Annotated in this window: 15 protein-coding genes; 5 read left to right on the top strand and 10 right to left on the bottom strand. The window is 38.6% G+C overall.

Features of this window, described 5'->3' with window-relative positions; translation table 11 throughout:
• Positions 1-17: 17 nt before the first annotated feature.
• Both BACINT_RS03305 and BACINT_RS03300 read left to right on the top strand, forming a co-directional pair.
• Complete coding sequence (locus BACINT_RS03305) at positions 18-1,715, top strand: RagB/SusD family nutrient uptake outer membrane protein (RefSeq protein WP_044154717.1); 1,698 nt, start codon at positions 18-20, stop codon at positions 1,713-1,715.
• A 164-nt stretch (positions 1,716-1,879) separates the two neighbouring features.
• Positions 1,880-2,929 carry a winged helix DNA-binding domain-containing protein gene (locus BACINT_RS03300; protein ID WP_007660592.1) on the top strand — a complete coding sequence of 350 codons (1,050 nt, stop codon included), beginning with the start codon at positions 1,880-1,882 and terminating at the stop codon, positions 2,927-2,929.
• A gap of 361 nt (positions 2,930-3,290) precedes the next feature.
• On the opposite strand, the gene BACINT_RS03295 is transcribed toward BACINT_RS03300, so the two are convergent.
• Positions 3,291-4,298: an aspartate-semialdehyde dehydrogenase gene (locus tag BACINT_RS03295; RefSeq protein WP_007217016.1), complete on the bottom strand. Its 1,008-nt coding sequence runs from the start codon at positions 4,296-4,298 to the stop codon at positions 3,291-3,293.
• 153 nt (positions 4,299-4,451) lie between these two features.
• Here BACINT_RS03295 and BACINT_RS03290 point away from each other — a divergent pair, with 153 nt between their 5' ends.
• The 3 genes from BACINT_RS03290 to BACINT_RS03280 all read left to right on the top strand — a co-directional run bounded on the left by BACINT_RS03290 (position 4,452) and on the right by BACINT_RS03280 (position 8,126).
• A complete protein-coding gene (locus BACINT_RS03290) occupies positions 4,452-6,587 on the top strand; it encodes a cation:proton antiporter (RefSeq protein ID WP_007660591.1) in 2,136 nt (711 codons plus the stop codon).
• Positions 6,588-6,620: 33 nt separating this feature from the next.
• Positions 6,621-7,331, top strand: a complete 711-nt coding sequence (locus tag BACINT_RS03285) for a tRNA threonylcarbamoyladenosine dehydratase (RefSeq protein WP_007660590.1) — start codon at positions 6,621-6,623, stop codon at positions 7,329-7,331.
• Between the two features lie 126 nt (positions 7,332-7,457).
• The gene (locus BACINT_RS03280) at positions 7,458-8,126 is read left to right on the top strand and encodes an ABC transporter ATP-binding protein (protein WP_007660589.1); all 669 of its coding nucleotides are present in this window, start codon (positions 7,458-7,460) and stop codon (positions 8,124-8,126) included.
• Here the strand turns inward: BACINT_RS03280 and BACINT_RS03275 are convergent.
• The 9 genes from BACINT_RS03275 to BACINT_RS03235 all read right to left on the bottom strand — a co-directional run bounded on the left by BACINT_RS03275 (position 8,113) and on the right by BACINT_RS03235 (position 23,301).
• Complete coding sequence (locus tag BACINT_RS03275) at positions 8,113-9,264, bottom strand: alkaline phosphatase (RefSeq protein ID WP_007660588.1); 1,152 nt, start codon at positions 9,262-9,264, stop codon at positions 8,113-8,115. The two genes, BACINT_RS03280 and BACINT_RS03275, sit on opposite strands and share 14 nt — an antisense overlap.
• An 18-nt stretch (positions 9,265-9,282) precedes the next feature.
• Positions 9,283-10,152, bottom strand: a complete 870-nt coding sequence (locus BACINT_RS03270) for a metallophosphoesterase (RefSeq protein ID WP_007660587.1) — start codon at positions 10,150-10,152, stop codon at positions 9,283-9,285.
• On the bottom strand, positions 10,152-11,279 hold the full coding sequence (locus tag BACINT_RS03265; protein ID WP_007660586.1) for a metallophosphoesterase family protein: 1,128 nt from the start codon (positions 11,277-11,279) through the stop codon (positions 10,152-10,154). The genes BACINT_RS03270 and BACINT_RS03265 overlap by 1 nt, the downstream gene beginning before the upstream one ends.
• Position 11,280: 1 nt before the next feature.
• On the bottom strand, positions 11,281-12,372 hold the full coding sequence (locus BACINT_RS03260; protein WP_007660585.1) for a metallophosphoesterase family protein: 1,092 nt from the start codon (positions 12,370-12,372) through the stop codon (positions 11,281-11,283).
• Between the two features lie 15 nt (positions 12,373-12,387).
• Entirely contained in the window at positions 12,388-13,449 is a 1,062-nt protein-coding gene (locus BACINT_RS03255) for a glycoside hydrolase family 99-like domain-containing protein (RefSeq protein ID WP_007660584.1), read from the bottom strand.
• Positions 13,450-13,466: 17 nt separating this feature from the next.
• Complete coding sequence (locus BACINT_RS03250) at positions 13,467-15,062, bottom strand: SusD/RagB family nutrient-binding outer membrane lipoprotein (protein WP_007660583.1); 1,596 nt, start codon at positions 15,060-15,062, stop codon at positions 13,467-13,469.
• A gap of 16 nt (positions 15,063-15,078) precedes the next feature.
• Complete coding sequence (locus BACINT_RS03245; RefSeq protein WP_007660582.1) at positions 15,079-18,180, bottom strand: SusC/RagA family TonB-linked outer membrane protein; 3,102 nt, start codon at positions 18,178-18,180, stop codon at positions 15,079-15,081.
• 183 nt (positions 18,181-18,363) lie between these two features.
• A complete protein-coding gene (locus tag BACINT_RS03240) occupies positions 18,364-20,913 on the bottom strand; it encodes a hypothetical protein (protein WP_007660581.1) in 2,550 nt (849 codons plus the stop codon).
• A 108-nt stretch (positions 20,914-21,021) separates the two neighbouring features.
• Positions 21,022-23,301, bottom strand: coding sequence for a GH92 family glycosyl hydrolase (locus BACINT_RS03235; protein WP_044154689.1), 2,280 nt, complete (start codon positions 23,299-23,301; stop codon positions 21,022-21,024).
• Positions 23,302-23,381: the final 80 nt, after the last annotated feature.

Genomic DNA, 23,381 nt, shown 5'->3' with positions numbered 1-23,381 from the left:
ATTAAACAATAAGAATGATGAAAAAGCTATTCATATACGGAACAATGGCACTGATGGCCTTGACAAGTTGTAATGACTTTCTCGACAAAGCACCTTTGGATGCCTTTACCAATACTCCTGCATATTGGAGTAATACGAGTAACCTTGACAACCAATGCAATACATTCTATAACAACTATTCGGGTTATGGAAATGGCAGCGGTGGCGGATGGTTTTATTTCAAAACATTGAGTGATGATCAGGTAGACTATCAGTCGACAGTCTGGACTTATACAAGTGTAGTAGCCACTTCTACAAATTGGTCCGATCCTTTCACAGAAATTCGTCGTGCCAATTATATTATTGAAGGACTGCAAACTTCTTCTCTTGATGATGCTGTTAAGGCTAATTATGAAGGTCTGGCACGTTTGAACCGTGCATGGGAATATTATCAATTGGTTCGCATGTATGGTGACGTACAGTGGATTACTACAGTTGTGGATCCGGCAGACAAGGATGTGGTTTACGGACCACGTACGGATCGAGATATTGTAATGGACAATGTCCTAGAAGACCTGAACTATGCTGCAAGTACAATTACGGGCACTAACAAACAACGCTTTAGTGCTGACATGGCGTTGGCAATGAAAGCTGATATCACATTGTATGAAGGTACCTACTGTAAGTATCGTAATGCAAGTGACAATGCCGGTAAAGCTGCTGATAACACTCGCGCTGAGAAGTACTTGCGTGAATGTGTGGCTGCTTGTGAAGCATTGATGACTAAGGGATACTCATTGAATCCGAGTTATAAGGGAAACTATAATTCAATATCGCTTAGTTCTAATCCTGAAATGATTTTCTACAAGCCTTATTCTCAAAATGTTTTCATGCATTCTACCATTGACTATACTGTTAATACAAGTGGTACTAGCGGTATGACCAAAAATGCTTTCGATAATTACTTGTTCCTTGACGGTAAACCTAAAGCAACCACTACAATGGATACCAATGATGCCGCAGTGAAAGATGCAGATGGTAAATACAATCTTGAGTCTGTTCTTGCTGTTCGCGACAAGCGATTGGCGGCTACTCTCGATCCTGTGTTATGCTTCAAGGGTAGTGCTTATAGTCGTGCCGGAGTTGCAGGGTTCACTTCTACTACTGGTTACGGTATAGCTAAATATGATAATCCGGAGGAGTTGGCGGTAAGTGACCGTAACAGTATCAACAAGCAATATACTGACTGTCCGCTTTTCTGGCTGTCTGTTGTCTATCTGAACTTCGCTGAGGCTAAGGCAGAACTTGGAACATTGACGCAAGCTGATCTTGACAAGTCCATTAATAAGTTGCAAGAGCGTGCCGGGCTACCCGGTATGACCACTCAACCGGAAGCTGATCCAGCCAACAATATGGGAGTTAGCAATTTGATATGGGAGATCCGCCGTTGTCGTCGTTGTGAGTTGATGTGTGATAACTGGACTCGTTATTGGGATTTAATTCGTTGGCATAAACTTGATTTACTTGATTCCTCCAAAAATCCTACGATCTATCTTGGAGCTAACATGAAGAATGTGGAGAATCCGGAAGTCGATGTGAATAATGATGGATATATGATTGGTTCTAACACTCTTAACCAGCCACGTACCTACGAACCAAAGCACTATTTCTATCCGATACCTACAACTCAGCTGACTTTGAATACGAATATGGAACAGAATCCGTTCTGGAAATAAGGTGAGATTGTTAATGGTGTAACTGAAAGAGGTTGAATTCTATTTACTTAGAGTTCAACCTCTTTTCTTGCTGTGATATAGGGGGATGGTTGGATATCATAAAATATTTTCTATCTTTGTAAAAAGCTGTCTGTTAGTAAAATAATAATTTTGTCATTAGAAGTATGCTTAAATTAAGAATGTTATCACAGGGAATTGCAGGACCACGGTTTGAAAGGCCGGAGGAGGTTGTTGAATGGATGGGTGCTATGCAGGCGCAAGAGATCAGGGCGGCTAAGTGGGCAGTCGGTTTGCGTATAGCGAAACCTTCGTTGACGGCTGTTCAGGAAGCATTGGATTCAGGGCGGATTTTGCGTACTCATGTGATGCGTCCTACGTGGCATTATATTCCGGGAAAGGATATAAAATGGATGACTGAATTGTCTGCTAAGAGTATGTTGTCAAAGTTCAGCTTTTATGCAAAGCATCATGGCCTAACAAAAGAGGATTGTTTGCTGTACAAGCCCCAAATAGAAGAAATTCTGACCGGACAACATCTGACGTGCCAGGAAGCTCTTGAACAGCTTCAGTTGAAAGGTATAACTCTCAGTGAACCCATCGTTAAAATGCATCTAAGTTTTGGTGAGGCGGACGGAACAATATGCAGTGGCATTGAGAAGAATGGGAAACATACCTATGCATTGACCAGTGAAAGGATTCCGGATGCTATAGAACTCTCTCGTGAGGAGGCTCTTGCTGAACTCGCCCGAAGGTATTTCAGAAGCCACGGTCCGGCAACACTGGAAGATTTCGTTTGGTGGTCTGCATTGAACATACGTGAAGCACGTAGCGCTATAGCGTCACTTGGGCAGGAAATTATTACAGAACGATATAATGACAGGGAGATGATGATACATGTCTCTTCACCCGGACTTACCGAGGAGGTGGAAGTTGATGAGAAAAGTATTCTTCAGTTTCTTCCGCCGTTTGATGAATATCTGGTGAGTTATAAAAACCGCTTTGACTGTATAAAGGAATCGCACGCTCAGTATGCCTATAATAATTTTGGTATATTCCAACCTGTTATTCTTCATCAAGGCCGTATCACCGGGAATTGGCGTAAGGCCTCAAAGAAAGGAGTTTTTGATACATCTTTCTTCCCAGGGTGCAGGCCTGCTGCAAAGAAGCTTGTCGAAAAAGCTATAAAGGAATGCCTATTGTTTCATGAAAGTTGATTCCTCATATGGAAATTCAGTTTACGCCAAATGGTAACTTTGTTAACCCCACACGGTAACTCCATTTACACACCGAAGTAAAGGGCGTTACATGCCGAGGTAAAGGTCGTTACAGTAAGGGGTAAAGGTCGTTACATACGGCAGTAAATGTTTTTACATATTGTAGTAACTAATTGGTAAATACTATTAGTTGGTTATCAGTAAACTAACAAAATCATATCACTAACCTTTAATTCATTTCCATGCCGAGATGAATGAATCCCGCCAATGGGTTAGTATGAAAAAGAGGTTATCTCGTTCGGGATAACCTCTTTTTTCGTTTACAACCATTTCTCTAATGGTTCTATTTTATTGGTAATGCTTAGAGAGCATTCTCTTTTACCAAATATTCTGCAATCTGTACTGCGTTCAGTGCGGCACCTTTCTTGATCTGGTCACCCACAATCCAGAAAGTCAGACCGTTTTCATTAGCCAGATCCTTACGGATACGACCTACATAAACGGGATCTTTGCCTGCAAGGAACAGAGGCATTGGATATTCCTTTTCGGCAGGATTATCCTGCAATACCAAGCCGTCGCCTTTTGCAAAAGCTTCACGAGCTTCTTCCACTGAAATAGGACGTTCTGTTTCTACCCAAATGCTTTCAGAGTGAGAGCGAAGAGCAGGAACGCGTACGCAAGTTGCACTTACTTTAATGTCGGAGTGCATAATCTTACGGGTCTCGTGGAACATTTTCATTTCTTCTTTAGTGTATCCGTTATCGGTGAATACGTCAATCTGAGGAATGAGGTTGAATGCCAACTGGTATGCAAACTTTTCAACAGTAACAGATTCACCTGCTAACACCTGGCGGTATTGTGTGTACAATTCATCCATAGCGGCAGCACCTGCACCGCTGGCAGCCTGATACGTAGAAACGTGTACAGTCTTTATGTGAGAAAGCTGTTCGATGGCTTTCAGTGCCACTACCATTTGTATAGTGGTACAGTTAGGGTTGGCGATGATGCCGCGTGGACGATCTTTTGCATCGGCAGCATTTACCTCGGGAACTACCAAAGGTATGTCATTATCCATACGGAAAGCACTGGAGTTATCGATCATCACAGCACCATGTTTGGTGATGGTCTCGGCATACTCTTTAGAGGTACCAGCGCCTGCGGAAGTGAAAGCGATATCAACCCCTTTAAAGTCATCGTTGTGTTGCAAGAGTTTTACCTCGATCTGTTTACCGCGGAATGTGTATTTTGTTCCGGCACTGCGTTTAGAACCGAACAACACTAACTCATCCAACGGGAAATTCCTTTCATCGAGCACACGCAGGAACTCCTGTCCCACGGCTCCGCTTGCTCCAACAATAGCTACTTTCATTTTCTTTTGTTTTTTAATTAAGTTTATAAAAATGTTCTTCTATGCTTAAAAACGATAGAATTGGCTGCAAATTTATAACAATTTGCTGTATGACAACGTATAAAATGAAAAGTTTTTTGTTATTTTGCAACGTAAACCTAAAACTTGAAGCCCATGGACTTATTTGACTTCAGTCTAAAACTTCCCATTACCGACCCTACATGGATATTTCTCCTTGTACTTCTTATTATATTGTTTGCTCCTATTTTGTTGAATAGGCTTCGTATCCCACATATTATCGGTATGATATTGGCAGGATTGGTAATTGGCGAGCATGGGTTTAATATTTTAGCACGGGATAGTAGTTTCGAGTTGTTTGGCAAGGTGGGTTTATACTATATCATGTTTCTGGCTGGTCTGGAAATGAATATGTCAGACTTCAAGCAAAATAGGGGAAAGGCCGTAATGTTAGGGTTACTGGCTTTTATCATTCCAATTATGATCGGTCTCGTGGTGAACATGACCTTCCTGAAATATAGTTTGATCACTTCTGTTCTGTTGGCAAGTATGTATGCTTCGCACACGCTGGTGGCATATCCTATCGTGATTCGATATGGTGTTTCCCGACATCGTAGTGTAAGTATTGCAGTGGGAGGTACGGCGGTGACTGATACCCTTACGCTGTTGGTTTTGGCTGTGGTAGGTGGTATGTTTAAGGGGGAATCCGGTGGACTGTTCTGGGTATGGCTGGTTGTCAAAGTGGTTTTCCTGGGTGGATTGATTATGTACTTCTTCCCTCGCATTGGGCGTTGGTTCTTCCGCAGATACGATGATAATGTGATGCAATTCATTTTTGTGCTTGCCATGGTATTCTTGGGGGCAGGCTTAATGGAATTTGTAGGGATGGAAGGCATTCTCGGAGCTTTCCTTGCCGGCTTGGTCTTGAACCGGCTTATTCCGCATGTTTCTCCATTGATGAATCATCTGGAATTTGTGGGTAATGCACTTTTCATTCCTTACTTTCTGATTGGCGTGGGAATGCTGATTGATATACATGTGATTTTTGGTCATGGTGATGCATTGAAAGTGGCTGGAGTAATGATCGCTGTTGCTTTGACTGGTAAATGGATTGCTTGTTGGCTGACGCAGAAGATATATAAAATGGCAGCTATTGAGCGGGAACTGATGTACGGTTTGAGCAATGCCCAGGCGGCGGCTACATTGGCTGCTGTACTGGTCGGATATAATATAATTTTGCCTAATGGTGAAAGACTGCTGAACGACGATGTTCTGAATGGTACTGTATTGCTAATCCTCGTGACCTGTGTGGTAAGTTCATTTATTACTGAACGTGCTGCCCGTAAGATCGCTATCGATGAGGCCCATCTGGAGGATGAAAAACGTCCGGTAGAGCTGGAAAAGATTTTAATACCGGTTGCCAATCCGGATACGATTGAAGATTTGGTGAGTCTATCCTTGTTGATACGTGATCCTAAACAGAGAGATAATCTGGTGGCATTGAATGTGATTAATGATAATAATGCATCGGAAGCTCTGGAACTTCGCGGAAAACGTTATCTGGAGAAGGCAGCCATGATAACGGCATCGGTGGATGTGCCGCTGAAACAAATCAGCCGTTATGACTTGAATATTGCTTCAGGTATCATTCATACGGCAAAAGAGCATGGGGTGACGGATGTGATTATTGGTTTGCACCGTAAAGTTAATATTGTGGATTCCTTCTTTGGTATGTTGGCGGAGAACCTGTTGAAAGGTTTGCACCGGGAAGTGATGATTGCAAAGTTCCTGATGCCGATTAATACTATACGGAGAATTAATATTGCTGTTCCGCCGAAAGCAGAATATGAAGCGGGTTTCCAGAAGTGGGTAGAACATTTCTGCCGTATGGGAAGTACATTGGGATGCCGGGTACACTTCTTCGCTAATGAAGAAACTACTACGCTCTTACAAATACTGGTAAAGAAGAGGTTTAGCTCGACAATGACTGATTTCTCCCGTTTGGATGATTGGGGGGATTTACTGTTGTTGACCGGACAAGTGAATTATGATCATTTACTGGTGATTATCAGCGCCCGCCGTGGTTCTATTTCTTATGATCCTGCATTCGAAAGACTTCCTGCTCAGTTAGGAAAGTATTTTGCCAACAATAGTTTGATAGTGCTCTATCCGGATCAGTTGGGTGAACCGCAAGATATGTTGTCTTTCTCTAATCCACGTGGTAATAATGAAGATCAGCATTATGAAAAGGTAGGCAAATGGTTCTATAAATGGTTCAAGAAGAGTAATTAGTGATTAGCAACAAAGTGATAAGTGATTAGTGAAATGGAGGATTGGAGACAGAGGACACGGCTCTTATTGGGTGAGGAGAAGATGGAACGTTTGCAGCAGGCACACGTGCTCGTAGTGGGTCTTGGTGGAGTAGGAGCGTATGCAGCGGAGATGATTTGTCGTGCCGGAGTAGGACGCATGACGATTGTGGATGCGGATACAGTGCAGCCTACGAATATCAATCGTCAGCTTCCGGCCTTGCATTCTACATTGGAAATGAGCAAGGCGGAAATCTTGGAGAAACGTTTCCGGGATATTAATCCGGAAATAGAATTGACGGTGTTGCCGGTATTCCTGAAAGATGAGAATATTCCCGAACTGCTGGATGCAGCATCCTATGATTTTGTAGTGGATGCCATTGATACGCTGGCTCCGAAATGTCATTTGATTGCAGAAACTTTAAAGCGACATATTAAGATTGTTTCTAGTATGGGAGCCGGAGCAAAGAGTGATATAACCCAGGTCCGCTTTGCCGACATATGGGATACCTATCATTGCGGACTGAGCAAGGCAGTCAGAAAACGACTTCAGAAAATGGGAATTAAACGTAAACTTCCGGTGGTATTCAGTACGGAACAAGCGGATTCGAAAGCTGTACTGCTGACAGAAGATGAAATGAATAAGAAATCAACATGCGGAACAATCAGCTATATGCCGGCGGTATTTGGATGCTATCTGGCGGAGTATGTGTTGAAGAGATTATGATCAGCAAGCGCAATCTTTTGCCACCGTATTGGCACAACTTTGCCAGCAGTGTGGCAAAAGTTTGCCAATGCGATGGCAAAGAATTAGTACTTAAGTAATCATTCATTAGACAAAAATGAAGCATATATGATACAATTACAAGGAATAACCAAGAGTTTCGGTAGCCTGCAAGTTTTGCGGGGGATCGATTTGAATATAGATAAGGGCGAGATTGTTAGTATTGTTGGACCGAGTGGAGCGGGAAAGACTACTTTACTTCAAATTATGGGAACATTGGATGCTCCTGACAACGGGACGGTAACTATCGGCGGTACTTTGGTCAGCCGGATGAAAGAAAAGGAGTTATCCGCTTTTCGTAATAAGCATATCGGATTTGTATTCCAGTTTCATCAGTTATTGCCCGAATTTACAGCATTAGAGAATGTGATGATACCTGCTTTTATTGCCGGTGTCAGTCAAAAAGAAGCTACTGCATCTGCTTTGGAATTGCTCGAATTCATGGGTTTGGCAGATCGTGCCGGGCATAAACCCAATGAACTTTCCGGCGGAGAAAAACAACGTGTGGCTGTAGCCCGCGCCCTTATTAATCATCCTGCTGTGGTATTGGCCGACGAACCTTCGGGCAGCCTTGATACTCATAACAAGGAAGAATTGCATCAGCTATTTTTTGACCTTCGTAGCCGTTTCGGACAGACATTCGTCATTGTCACCCACGATGAAGGACTGGCGCAGATTACAGACCGCACAGTGCATATGGTGGATGGAGAGATCAGTAAAGGAATTATTTCTGTTTGATAAGTACGGAAATAATTTTCTTCATAACTTCGTTGTTTTCCATCACACCTTTGAAATTATCAGAAGAAGGACCATATGCAAAAATAGGAACCATAATTGGTGTATGTCCTTTACTGCTGAAATTTCCTTCTAAGGATGATTGGGCGATATCTCCTTTTTTGATACTAAGTCCTCCCGTTTCATGGTCAGCGGTAACAATGACCAAAGTGTTTTTATCTTTGTCTGCAAAAGCAATGGCTTCTGCTACCGCTTTATCGAAATCTAATACTTCCTGTATTACACCTGCAAAATTATTCTCATGTGCCCTTTTATCTATTTGTGCTCCTTCTACCATAAGAAAAAAACCTGTTGCTTTCTTATTGTTCAGGAATTCTATTGCATTTTTGGTTGTTTTAGGTAAGAATTCACCTCTTCCATTTTGTTTGCTGTCCACATCTTTTTGAAATGCTATTAATGCTATTTTTGCATTTCTTAGGTTGTTGCTTACCTCCTTATAATCGTTAAGGATGATAAAGTCCTGAGCCGCTAGTATCTGTTTATACTGAGGGTAAACTTTCATGAAATGTTCATCTGAACCACCGGCAATAAAAGACAATTTACTTTTAGGTAAGTCTGTCAGAATTTCTTTGGACATGCCTCTGTCTTTTTGGTGAGCGAAGAAGGCGGATGGGGTAGCACCGGAGATATTGTCAGTAGTTACCACTCCGGCAACAAATTTCGATTGGGTAACTATTTCCGGGATATTTTTTATTAAGGCATCATTCATATCCACACCAATAGCTCCATTATGTGTTTTTTGTCCAGTTGCATAGGCGGTTCCTGATGCTGCAGAATCCGTTGTGAATTTATCACCGGACTGTGTCTTTATTAGACCGATTGTTGAAATATTGGTAATGGATAGTTCATTATGGTTGGCATACATGCCTGAAGCAAGATGAGCCAGTCCCATTCCATCTCCAATCATTAAAATTACGTTTTTTACCGGATTATTCTTAAGAATATCATCTCCTTTGGGAATATATGCTTGATGATAGTCTTGATTTTTATACTTGAGGTTATTTGTTTCTTGAGCATGAATTGCCAAGTTACATTGGATAAGTGTAAACAGTGTTACAAATAATAAATTTAGCTTTTTCATTATTATATCTCCTTTAAATTAATATGTATGATTAAATAAATTGTTAAATAGTTGGTCTAATTCTGTCTGAGATGCCGGAATATCTTCTATGGGAACATAAAGGTGACTTATTTTCTTATTTTTAATTTGTATGATGCGAATACCTGAACGGGCGTTACCTAATTGTTTTCCTAATGCAGAAGTAGTTATGTACTTAATCCCATTGTTTTCGGCTGTTGCATTATTATGTAAATGCCCCGCAAAGTAATGCGATACATGGTACTTTAGGAAAAGAGCATTATAGATTGTACGTATTTTTATAGGCATATTCGAATAGCTTTCCTTCTCGGATATGTTGGAGAGGAAAAACGGATGATGACCGAAAATAATACGTTGTTCTATTTTACATTTTTGTTTTAGTTCTTTGTGGAGCCATTGGAGCTGATGTTTCTGCTGAGGAGCATCGTCTTTAATAAGACAACTATTGATACCTATTAATTGTACCCCTTTGTGAAGAATTGAAAAGTGATCTTCACCGTACTGAGCATTGTAAAAATCGACATTTTCTTTATTGCAACTATTTCCTATGTCATGATTGCCTGGTACTTTGTATAGGAGTATCTCATGAGAAATAAGATGGCATAACTCTTTGAATTTTTTTATTTGTTCTATATTATGCGAAGAGTTAACGAAGTCTCCGGTTATGACAAGTATTTCTGGTTGTAAGGAATTGATTTTCTGTATAGCTTTTTTTAAGAGTATCGTTTCTTGTTCAATGGATTTATTTTTTTCTATGAATCCCAGTTGTGGATCACTGATTTGTACAATATACCATGGGGCTTGGTCATTGTTACTGGCGAGGCTCCATGTATGAATCAGAATAAAGCAGATAGTTAGAAGTTTTTTCATTAGTATAATTGATTTATGATTGTATAATCAGAAGGTTCCTCAGTCAATCCGCGATAATAGCCAACTGTTAGTATTCCATCTTTTAATGATACTATCCCATATCCGTAACTCTCTTCCTTGTAATAGGAACGAATGAATTTTGCTTCTTCTTTTAAAATTTGCACTCGTTTTTCCAATGTATGGTTTTGCCAGGTCTGGTTCATATCCTTTATTGACGGAAAGCTAGTTGTGACTTTAGGTTGTGGAGGAATTCCAAAATCGCGAATGACACTATTGAACATGAATTGTACTATGGGACCTTTAGGGGTATTTCTGATTAGCTTAGAATATTGATGTAAATGTGCACAGAACACAATTACGTGATATTCGGCAAGTAACTCCAAAAAAGTATTTCTTAATTCTATGTTTTTTACTGGTCTGCGGAGTCCGCTGAATAAGTGCCAGCAACGTTCTGTTACAGGTATCACGGGCTGATGGGTTAAGAGTATTTTGTACTTTGACTTCGACTTAGGGAGCTCTTTACTCAGAAAATCTATAATGCTCGTTTCTGGAAGTCCTTCATCGTTACTGAAGAACTGTTCGAGAATAAATAGTTGAATGTCGTCATTCACTTTATAAGTGTACATTCCATTGGCCAATGTCGTTTGAGCCTGTGCGGAGATGAATGGCAATATTGTATTGCGCCAAGCTTCTGATTGTCCCGGACTATTGCTCACATCATGATTGCCTTTGGTAAGGATCCATGGAACGTCTGATTGTATATTAAGAAGTATATCAGTGCACCCTTGTCCCATTTTCTCTGCAAGTTCCTTATTGCCAGCCACCCCTTCCATTAAGTCTCCCAATTGAAGTATAGCCTTTATTTCAGGCTTGGTTTCTTTGGTTTGCTTTTGGATCAGTTTAAATAAATGAGGCATATATGTAGCTGTATAAAAAGGATATTCTTTTGAGATTTGTGCAAAATCTTGTGGACGCGTGTGTACATAATCCATATCATGCCACTCGAACTTATCCAGATGCAGATCACCTAGAACTAGTAGTGAAGCATCTTGGGCAAATAATTGGCTGGCTGCTCCAAATAGGATAGCAACCAACCAAATAAGCTTCTTTTTTTCTTTGTATTGCATTTTATTTCAGAAGATCTGAGATACAAATTCTTTCATAAGGTTTGTCACCCATCGCTGCGTAATATTCAAAGTATATTTCTCCTTTACTACAGTCAGTCGTTAATATACCATATCCGGGGAGATCTTGCTGTTTGAAATAAGATATATATGGTGTTTCTTCATCTAGCCATTTGATACGCTCTTCCATAGAAGTCGGTTGCCAATTTGGACATTCTTTGGCTAAATTGGAGCCAAATCGAGTGAGAACTTTATTAGTAGTAGTACGCTTCAAGTCCTTTACTACGCTATTGCACATTAATTGAATAATGGGGCCATATTGTGTCTCTCTTTTTACTATTGAAAACAGGTGCATGTGTGCAGCTAATACGATTGCTTTGTTTCTGGCTATAATCTCAAGCAGGCGCTTCCTTTTCTCCGGGTCTTTACGGAAGACATGCCAGCAACGCTCATTGATGGGAATTACAGGTTCGTGTAACATGACAAACTTATATTTAGCATTAGATGATTTTAGATTTTTCTCCAAAAGCTCTAATACATCAATTTTTTTCTCCCAAGGATCAAAACAAACAAATAGATTTTCACCAATTTGATGGGCGTAGTTGGCGGAAGCGATATCAGTGCGATCCAGTTGTTTTTGAAACATTGGTATATAATATTTTATGAAGGCTTCCTGTGCTCCGGGACCTGTAATGTCATGATTCCCTTTGGTGATTATCCAAGGTATAGACATGGCTACAGCATCTACTGCTTTCACTACAGATTGTGCCATTTGTTCTGCTTTCTGCTCGCTTCCTGCAAGTCCTTCTGAGATGTCTCCTAATTGTAAAATAGCTTTTATTTCGGGTTTATAGGTTTTGACTCTATTTCTGAGTTGTTTACTAAATGCTGGCCAATTTTTTTTGGTGAATTGGGTATATTCTGTCGTTACCTGTCTAAGGTCATCGGGCTTTTTTTGAAGCCATTCCATATCGTGGTTCTCTAATAAATCATAGTGAATATCACCTAATATTAGAAAACTTTGGCTTTGTGCATGGGTATTTATACATATTCCAAGACCAAGGCACAGTAAAAAGGTTGAAAATCTTTTTGTCATAATATAAGTATTTTATTAGTTAACGGTAAATTGCTTTTTTAATATGTCTAGGCTTACTGTGCCATATTCTTTGGCCGGTTCCAGTGCGTTTCCTTTGCCAAAATCATTCCATGAATTTACGATGACAAAGCGTTTACTGCCAAGATTCCTTTTGGCTACATTACAATAGTCTATGAAAAACTTTTCTGTTCTTTCTACAATAAGGTTTTTAGATTTTGGATTGGATACCAAATCATTATATGCAGGAAATATACATGGTATATAATCCATTTTCCAAGCAGAAGTGGAATCGCACCAGTTTTTCCAACTAATGTCATTGAAAGAGCAGAAAGCATAGCTGCGATCATAGTCGTTGGGTGCCCAACTAGTCAATGTGATGGCATCCATTGTAATGATACTTTTTTTATAAGTCTGAGGAGCCTTCCAACCTGTTGGGACTTCTCCGATAAAATAAGGGTTGACATTCATGTTTGCAAATTCTTGCCGTATTGTGCTCATTACTGTATTGAAATCAATGGCATTCGGCTGTGAGGAACTGGGAATTAAAGAGGTTATCATAATGACCGGACGGTTGTCGATTTTGAAATAATGGGCTTTTGACATATGGTCATTATATAGTTCTTTTAGTTCTGTAACCATCTGTGCTAATTTCTTTTCTGCAATAGGGGACGCATTTGTTCCCTTCAGGTGAGCTATATTGTAACATATGACCATTTTAGGTGCTTCTGGCGTATAATATTGGGCATACTGGGTTAATAATTTCTGATCATTGTCAGCATTGTCCCATTTAAGTATGAAATAATTTAATCCACCTTGAACTGCCCATTCGAACTGTCGGCTCATCAGTTGTGGATTGGAAAATATATCGTATTCTCCAAGTTCAGGTTCTTCCGGATATCCTTTGTTCCAGTCATTAGTTTTATAGGTGTAGTAATATGCACCTAAGTTCACAGCTTCTTTTAAGGGGGTGGCTGGTATGGGATAGTAGAATTTACTCACGTCCGGCAGATGTTCATCGGTTGAGCATGCGCATAACAGGCAAATTATAGCTCCTAAATAGATATATATTGATTTCATAAGTATAATATTTTAAGTTATTCATTTGGCAAATTCGGATTTTTCTTGGCTGGAAGCCCCCATGATAATGTCGTAAATAAATAGTCGCGTCCATTTAATGTTGCAGCGGCTTTATTTACTTCCGTGGTATTGGCTTGATATTCGTCACTTGGGTATAATAGACGGTCAGGCATGTATAAAGTAGTTCCTTCGTAAGAAGAAAACATCGGTTGGAATTCTAGTATCTGAGTCCGTCTTAATAACTCCCAAGCATCTGCGCATTGCATGGGTATGGCTAACCAATGCTGCATTATGATCTGGCGAAGATAATCGCCTGAGGAGATAGCACTACTGCAAATATGTGCAAAATCTTGGAATTCGGTTTCACGCCCTTCTGTATCAGAAGCTGTTCCCCATTTAATACCTGGAGTGTCTTTGTAGGTGGTTACATGCTCTGTTAAACCGTATTTGGCAAAAGAAGCGTCAATACCCTCATAATAGTATTGTTCTGCGGTCTTATGACCACCCCAGCCATAATAGGCTGCTTCGGCTTTTAATAAAGCTGTCTCAGCATATGATATGAATACCCATTCTGCGTCTGGCTTTAAGAAACGGGCTCCAATGGCCGAATAATCTTTTTGTGACATTCCTTTATGTGGATTTTCTTCTGTTGGAAATCCTGTCGGGCTTCCTCCATAAGAAATATTCTGACCAAAATACTCTCCTTTATAAGGCCCTTGGCTAGCCGGTTGTCCGTAGATAGTGAGTCTGGGATCGTTATAAGGTTTAGTATGATAGACCATTGTTTCACATAAAACAGGTAGCGTAGCTAGATTGGCTTGCTCATTGAATACTACTCTATCGTATAATGGACTCCAAGTCAAACTGGTAGTTCCCCAATGAGAAGTTGCAGATTCATCTTCTTTACAGATTGTATTTGTTTCATCTGCTAATACTTCTTTAGCTACAGTGGCTGCCTGAGTTTCATCGGCATTTTTGATACGTAGGGCTAAACGTAGACGAAGAGAATTCGCAAATTTTCTCCATTTAGTGATGTCTCCTCCATATATGAAATCGTATGTTTTGCTGTATTGATCTCCTCCCTTTTCCAGATTATCAGCACACTCTTTTAATTCGTCAAACAGATACTTGTATATTGTCGCTTCTGAATCATAGGCGATATCAGGAGTGCCTTTCAGTGCTTGTGAAGCAGGTATAGGACCGTAAAAAGCAGTTGTTTGTGAGATGAGATAAGCTTTCCAGATCCTGGCAATTAATACTCTGTTTTTATAGTCAGGGTTATCTGAAAAGATTTCTGCGATCTTGTTTACTGGTTGCATACACAAAACATAAGCTGCTTTCCAATATGTATTATTTTCGCTATCGCTATAATTAAAGCGCTGCCAACTTCCATTGAAGCCTGAGAATTGTTGTGTGTAATTAAAGAATATAACCCGGTTCATCGCTCCGCCGTATAGATTCATTGATTCTTTGATTGCTGTTGCAAAGAGGAAGTCAGGTTCTACTCTTGTGGGATTATTAGGGTTTTCGTTGAGATCTCCAAAATCAGTAAAGGAACATCCCCATAGAGATAAACTTACGATGAAGGTCATTACAATATATAACTTTTTCATAATTGTACTATGTTTTTTAGAATGTTAGTTTAATATCAAAACCATATACGGCATTAGGAGGCAGAGAACCGTTTTCTATCCCTTGTCCGTTGCCTGATGTCTGTGAAGCTTCCGGATCGAAACCTTGTGGTGTTTTTTTGTGGATAGTCCAAAGGTTTCGTCCTACAAATGCTAATCTGAGTCTTTGTATCTTAATTTTACTCATCCATTGATTGGGGAATGTATATCCTAATGTTAGTTCTCTGAGTTTTACGTATGATGCATCATAAATCGTAAACTCGGCATAATTAGGTTTACAATATGCATAGCTTTGGGGACTCATGAATTTGTTTGCTGGAGTACCATCTGAGTAGACAGCATCAAACCATGCACCTCCCGAAAGCTCTGAGTCGCTTTCTCCCCATATCTCTTTGCGGATATAATAGTCGTCACGTCCGAAAAGAGTTTCTGAGGTCATACCATTAGTGAGCATTTTACCAGTAGAGGCTGAGTAAATAATTCCTCCTTTTTTGACGTCGATGAGAAAACTGAAGTCGAAATTCTTGTAACGGAATGTATTAGTAATACCACCAACCCAATCCGGTGTAGAAGTTCCAAATTCTTTGTCTGGGTCTTTCATTAGTAATCCACCTCCGTCTTCCATAATCATTTTGCCGTTTTCATGACGTTTAACTCCAAGTCCCCGCATGTATCCATATGGCTTCCCTACTTCTGCATAAACGTAAATATAGCTGGAGTAATTACCTATTTGAAAACGATCTACACCTTCAATCAGACTTATTACTTTAGAGTTGTTTTTTGCCCAATTTAGATTAACTTCCCATGAGAAATTTTTGTTTTTAACCGGTGTTCCATATACCATTAACTCAATACCTTTATTCTGAATTTCCCCAGCATTATAATAACGTTTTTGGTAACCGGATGAAGTCGGGAGTTGTGCATTGATAATTTGATTTTTAGTTGTGGTATTATAATAGGTGAAGTCAATGCCCAATCGGTTCTTGAAGAAGCGTATATCAGCTCCTATTTCCCATGAGTATGTTTTTTCTGGTTTAAGATCCGGATTATTCATGGTGGTAGATAATGATGCTAAAGTTGCATCATTAAATATCCCATTGAAGGAATAGCTGTCATATACTCTATAAGGGCTGGTGTCGCTACCTACGATAGCATATGAACCACGGATTTTTCCAAAAGAAACGATGCTCTTATCCATTTTAAAAGCTTCTGAGAAGATAAAACTACTTCCAACAGAAGGATAAAAATATGAATTGTTTTTAGCAGGTAATGTACTGGACCAGTCATTACGACCAGTGATATCTAGATATATGTAATCATTGAATCCAAGGGACACAGCTCCAAAGATAGAGTTAATTTTCTTTTCACTTAGCTCCTGTGTATCTGTTGGGTACTCCGCTGAATTTGAAATATTAATTAATCCCGGCTGTAATAAGGAATTGATTTTTTGGGTATATCGGGTCTGATTAGTACTATACATGATGATACCGGCATTGGCCATCACAGAAAACTTCTTAAGTCTTTTGTTATAAGTTAGTAATCCTTCGATATTATAATTTTCTAGTTCACGTTGGAATGTTTGCATCTGTCCGTCTGCATCATTCATACTTCCTTTATTGTTAAAGGTATATCCGTTCCAATTATACGTATCGATGCCTGCTTTGGCTTGGAGAGATAGGTCTTTGCTAAAATCAATTTTTAGTACAAATGATCCGATTACACGTTTCTTTGTATCTTTATTCTCATTCTCATTGATAATCCAATATGGATTACTGAAATTCCGGTGTGTACCAATTTCGTTCCCATTTGCATCTTTCCATGTATATAGTTCGGATAGAGATGTGCTCCGTGCCATATGGATATATGAATTCATTGGATTTTTATTGTCACTTTTAGAATATTGTCTGTTAGTTACTCTGTCGTCTATATATGTAATTTTAGAATCTAAACTTAACCAACTAGTGAATTGATTGTTAAGTCTTAAATTGAATGTTGACTTGTTGTCAATATTGAAATTGTTGACAACGCTATTAGAGTGATTATTTGTATAAGATATGCGATACTGATTTTTATTGTTTCCACCTTCTACAGAAATAGAATTAGTCCACATTGTTGCTGTTTGATAGAAGTCTTTTACGTTATCTGGTTCCGGAAGGTATGCTTTTAACTTTCCATCCAAACCAATAACAGGTTGTCCCATCATTGGACTTCCCCAACTTCTATAATTTGTTTTAGATAGGGGAGGATTGTTCTTATTGTCAATATAGAAGCTGGTTCCTACTCCATAGGCATTCTGATATTCTGGAAACTCTGTTAAAGTCTGGAACATGCAGTTGGAGTTTATGTTTACTTTGAATTTTTCACCTCCTTTTTTGGTAGTAATGAGTATTACTCCGTTTGCTGCTCTTGAACCATATAATGCAGATGCGTTGGCACCTTTTAAAACCTCGATATTTTCAATGTCATCAGGATTAATATCTGCTGCTCCGTTTCCATAATCCAGATTACCATTTTCGCCATCCGAATTGTCGATCGGCATGCCATCCACAACGAATAGTGGTTGGTTATTGCCTGTGACTGAATTGTTACCTCGGATAACAATACGTGCAGAGCCATTGTTCATGCCTGGAGGGGTGATTTGTACACCTGCAATTTTTCCAGAAAGAGATGATACAATGTTTGAACTTTTTGCATCATTTATTCCATCCATATTAACTCCTTGTGTTGAGTAGCTTAAAGCTTTGGCTTCGCGTTTAATCCCAAGAGCTGTAACAACCACTTCATCGGTTGTGATAGCATCTTCCTCCATAATCACATTAATGATTGTGCGGTTACCAATCTTTTCTGTGACTTCTTTCATTCCAATAAAAGAAAATTTTAAGGTCGTAGCCCCTTCTGGAATTTGGATTGAGTAGTTTCCCTCCATGTCAGTTAAAACTCCATGTCTTGTCCCATTTTTATCAAATGTGGTGACAGTGACTGCAGGAATTGGCGAATTGTCAGCCTGATCGGTTACTTTCCCTTTTAGCGTACGTTGCTGTGCAAACAAACTTAGGCAAGCACAGAGATAGGCTGTCAGGATGATTAAGTGTCTTTTCATAAAATGATAGTTTTAATTTGATAACTTAATTGTTGTCTGATTGACTGGACAAATATCATTATGACGGATTAAAATCATCTTAAAAAACGATGAAAATAAGCCATTAAAATCATTTTAATGGGAAATGTTATGTAAATGTAATACTGGCTACGAATGAGTGAGTTATTGTAATAGCTATTGTGGCTATTTCTTTTGAATAATATCAGAAAATGATGTTTTGAATTCTGTGTTTAATAGTGCTAAATAGTTTTTGCAATAGGTGTCATAGGTATTTTTGGCTTGTCCCTTTCTTCCTAGAATATAGAGTGTCTTGCATTTCTCTATAAGAGCATCTTCATCCAGCGAGTCGAGCATTAAAATCGTATTGCATATTTTGCATTTTAATTCATTGGAGATGCTTACTATGTCTAATAGCAGTCTTAAGGATTCAATAGCTTGGTTCGTGTAATTGGATTTGTATTCGTCAATCCATTCATTTTGTATACTAGGTAATAAGGTGCCTAATGCTAATTGATTAAGTATCTGGTTTATTTGATTTTCAGATAAAAAATTTGGATTTTCTTGGATAGATTCCAGTGATTGGCTTACATTTTTGTAATCGCATGTGATAGAATCGGATAATTCAATTGTCCAATATCCGTTTGAATGAACTACTTGGATAGGTCCAACTTGTTCTAATAAGGAACGTAACCGCTTAATATTCACACTTAAGTTGTTACGAGCACTGGACTCATTTTTGTCATACCAAAAGCGCTCAATTAACATTTCAGAGGAGATCCCTTTCTTTTTGGTCATTGTGTTAAGTAGTATTAGTACCAGTAAATTCTTTAGGGTAGGGGTAAACGCGCCTGTAATATCATCTCCGTTAATGCCGATGACCTGAAAGCCTCCAAGGAATGTAATGGAAGATTGTCTTTTTTTCAGGATGTGAGGTGTGTTTATTTCTGTATTAGTTTCTTCCATGTTGGTGGTAAACTTTTCTATAATTGGATAAGTAGGCTTTTTCTTTTGAGAATGTCTCCTTTTTTTGTGTAGATAACAGAAAATCAATAATGTAATAGCGAAAAGTAAAAGGCTAATAAGGTAAATGACGCTATGATTAGAAGATGATGTTTGAAGTTGATATATCTCAGAGTGTGTTATAGGAGGAAAATTTAGACTATAAATGCTTATCTCATATTGGTTTTGTGTACTTAATTCTTGGACTAAAGCAATAAACTTGTGCGATTTTTTGTCAAAATAGAGGTCACACATGGATTCCGTATCATTGAACAAGAAAGGAATGGAATCTGCCAAGATTGTTCTAATTGGCTTCTCTAGAGAAAATTTATTTAGATAGATGTATGAGTGATATTTTTCACTGGGATAACAGAGAGTATAAAAGCATTTCTTTTCAGAATCGATGACCATTGAATTACCTTGCACGAAACTATTCTCTAAGTTATCGTATTCCCATATCTTTTTTATCACATAATTTTGAGGATTCAATTCATATAAATCATAAAAATAGCGTGGTGATACTTGTTGTTCTCCAGTTTGGCTACCATATCCTCCGAAAATGTAGACTTTACCGGAAGATTGTCCTAATGCAGCAAGATATCTTGGAGTTATATATGAGCTTAAGTCTTTTTCTTGCCATTGTTTAGTTTTGAAAGAAAACTTCTTTAAGATACTTTTGTACAGATGCTGACCGTATCCTCCAAAACAATATAATGAACTGTCTTGTGAAGAGATAAAATGATTATGATGCCAAAAACGGGGAGATGATGAAGTGCTATGTTTAGATTCCCATCTGTTCTGAACAAAATCGAAAGATTCTATATGTGTGGAATCTATTTCGTAAGATAATAACTTACTTTTTCCTGAATCAAATAGTAACCGGGCTGCATCACTATAGAAGCAAGAGCTGTTCTTTGATACAATCGTATCGAAAAACTGATTTAAGTCAAGGTCGTAAATATATAAATTTTGAGGACCTGCAATATATATTTTAGAGTCTTTTTCGTTAAAAGCCCAGAAATGCCGTTGGGTAGCTGAAACTGTGGCACATTTTTTCCAATGCGCTTTCTGGTCTATTAACCAAACGGGATGTGTTACGGTTGCTTTAGTATTATGATACTTGTCTCGGATTTCATTTTTGCAGTGTTTACAAAGTTCCCATAAGAAGTGCTTTCCTCCAGTTTGCTTCAGTTCAATATTTCTTATAGTCATAGGAGCAACATCTGTTGTAGAATATATGTGGTGTTTAGTTTCTCCAAAGAAAAGCTTCACATTTGTAAATGAAGGAATAGTTCCGTTAAGTTTTAATTTTTGTACCGTGTCACCAATTTTTAGAGTGAGTTCGTCATTACCTTTAGTATAACAGATTGTTATGTGTGTCCATTCTATATCGTCTTGTTTGTTATTCTCACAAGAATAAGTTAGCCTGTTTTCATTGCCAACAATGAGAAAATACGAACGGCTAGGAGAAGAGGAACGAACAACCAAATCTAAATTTTGGTTATCATTGATTATCATACGAAATATATAACCGAAGTTATGCTTTTCCCGTCGTAACTTTAAATCAAAATCCATAGAAAAGCCTTTTGCCAATGAAAGAGTTTCTTCCGGAGTGAGATTTAGAGTGGTTCGTAAGTCCTTATTTACTTCATAAGATTGAAAATAAAGTCCTTCTGCTTTTAAATCGAAGGTGAGGATAAATAATGATAATATGTAGATAATAGTCTGTTTCACGATAATATCAATATGATTAACGGAAACAAAAATAGCAAAAAAAAGAGAGTGGGGAAAGGTTTCACTCTCTTTTTAAATAGAAGATATTGAAAAGTCTGGAATACTATTTCATGGATGGTACATTTCGAAGGAAGGCGGGATATCTTCATCTGCTGATGCCCAGTTTCGATTGGGTTTGTTGCCCATTGTTAATTCAAGAATTCCACCTTTTATCACATCTTTGTGAGAGATCCAGCTTTTATTCCATACTTTACCGTTCAGCTTGGCCGACTGAATGTATTTGTTTGTTTTGCTGTTATTGATTGCGATGACTTTAAAAGTTTTGCCATTACCCAGATGAATGATTGCCTTTTCAAAGAAAGGACTTCCAATCACATACATCGGTAGTCCGGGAGTTACAGGATAGAATCCGAGAGTGGAGAATACTACAAAAGCAGACATTCCTCCGCCATCTTCATCGCCAGGTACTCCCATAAGATCGTTACGGAACCATTGATCAATCAAAGTTCTTATGCTTTTCTGAGTTTTCCAAGGTTGGCCTGCATAATTGTATAGGTATGGGATATGAAGGCTAGGCTCGTTTGCCATCGAATACATGCCAACATTACCAGTGTGATCTGGTAGTTGTGCATAAAAAATATATTTGCTTATGCCTAACGGAGTAGAGAATGTACTGTCTAATTCGTTTACAAATTCATTTTTTCCTCCCATTAAATTGATTAAATCAGCAATGTTATGTGGCACATCCCATCTATACACCCAGCCGTTGTTCTCTCCATATGCTTCACGTGCTCCTAATCCTCCGGAAGTTGTGTAATTGAAAGGAGTAATGAAGTTGCCCCTGTCGTCTTTGGGGTGAAAAAATTTAGTTTGAGGATTGAACAGTTTATGATAAGATAAAGATCGTTGGCTAAAGTATTTATAGTCTTCTTTTTTGTTTAATTGAAAAGCAATTTGAGAGAGACACCATTCATCATAAACGGTTCCTAAGGTAACTGCTACCGGTTGTCTTTTTTCGAAGCTGTGTACTTCCGGAATTATTTCTTTTTCTCCCGGACGCAATGCGGGCATGTATCCATTTTCTTTATAAAATAGGTCTAATTTACCTGCTTTTTGAGCCGACCAGGGAGCCAGCGTTTTTTCTGTAATTGCATTTTTACAAGCATAATATGCTTTTTCTATATTGAAGTCTCTTAAACCTTTTACATAAGAGTCTATAATCGTTGCTACTCCGTGATTAGAGTTCATTCTTCGGCTGTCTCCTGTAATTTCAGGGAAAGTAGGCATCCAAAAATTATCCATTTGTTCAGCCATGCGAATGAATGAACGAATCATATCGGTTTCCATTTTGGGTTCTATTAATACCCGCAAAGGGTGGCAAGCACGGTAAGTATCCCAAATCCAATCATCTGTATAAAATGGTACGCCACTATCATTGTGTACGGAATTGTCAAAAGCACTCCAGAACTTGTTGTCTTCTGAAATACATACCATGCGTTCATAGGTTCTGTAAAGAGATGTATAAAATACATTTTTGGTTTCTTCACTTGTCCCTGATACTTCTATTTTGCCTAACTTTTCGTTCCATATTCTTTTTCCATATTCGGCAATTTGATTAAGATCATAATTTTTGATTTCTCGATACAAGTTTTTCATTGCTTGTTCTGTACTAATAAAAGATATCCCGTAGCGGATAGATACGTATTTGGTGTCTTTGGGAAAGGCCATTCCTACTGTTGCATTGTAGCCTTCTGCTGTCTGCTGTTTATAATCCATTTTCCCTTTGATAATAGCTCCTGCTATTTCTGGATTTTCTTGAACCTCCAGGTGAATAAAGACCTTTGTTGAGGAATTCTTTATCTGCTGGAATCCTGATATAATGTTATCTTTTACTGTTAACTGCCCATTATTGGAACTCAATAATATATAAGGTGGTACTTTTTTCTCAAATTTTAGTTGGTATATACCAGATTGGTGAGAAGGAGCAAATTTGACATCTATTTCTTCATTTAAAAGGTGAGTTTGATATAGATAAGGTTTAATAACCTCATTGTCGTATTCATAGTACATCACTCGGGGTATGGAATCATTGGCTTCTGTTTGTACTGCACTCAAATTAAATGCTGATTTGCCTCTATGACTAGTCATCATGATAGGTAGTCCTTTCATCTTTATGGAAGTGAAGTCTGCGCGTTCGGGATATACGCGTAGCATGCTGTTGGGTAATTGTATGGTTGGATACGTTGGAACTAACAAATGACTGATGTTTCCCATGTATGGGTTAACGTAATCAACCGGAGTTTTTTCAGATACGGAGCTTACCTGCTTACAAGAATATAGTAGCAAAAGTGGTAAACAAAAGATGTAGAAATAATTTTTTATATTCATAGGTATACAATTGTTTTCGACAAATGTAGATTTGGAGGCTTAAAAACATATGAAATCTCTCTTAAAAGGCTGAATTAATA

The organism is Bacteroides intestinalis DSM 17393 (assembly GCF_000172175.1).
GTDB lineage: Bacteria > Bacteroidota > Bacteroidia > Bacteroidales > Bacteroidaceae > Bacteroides > Bacteroides intestinalis.
The sequence above is the reverse complement of the archived record's forward strand: the minus strand, read 5'-3'. Positions and strand labels throughout refer to the sequence as shown.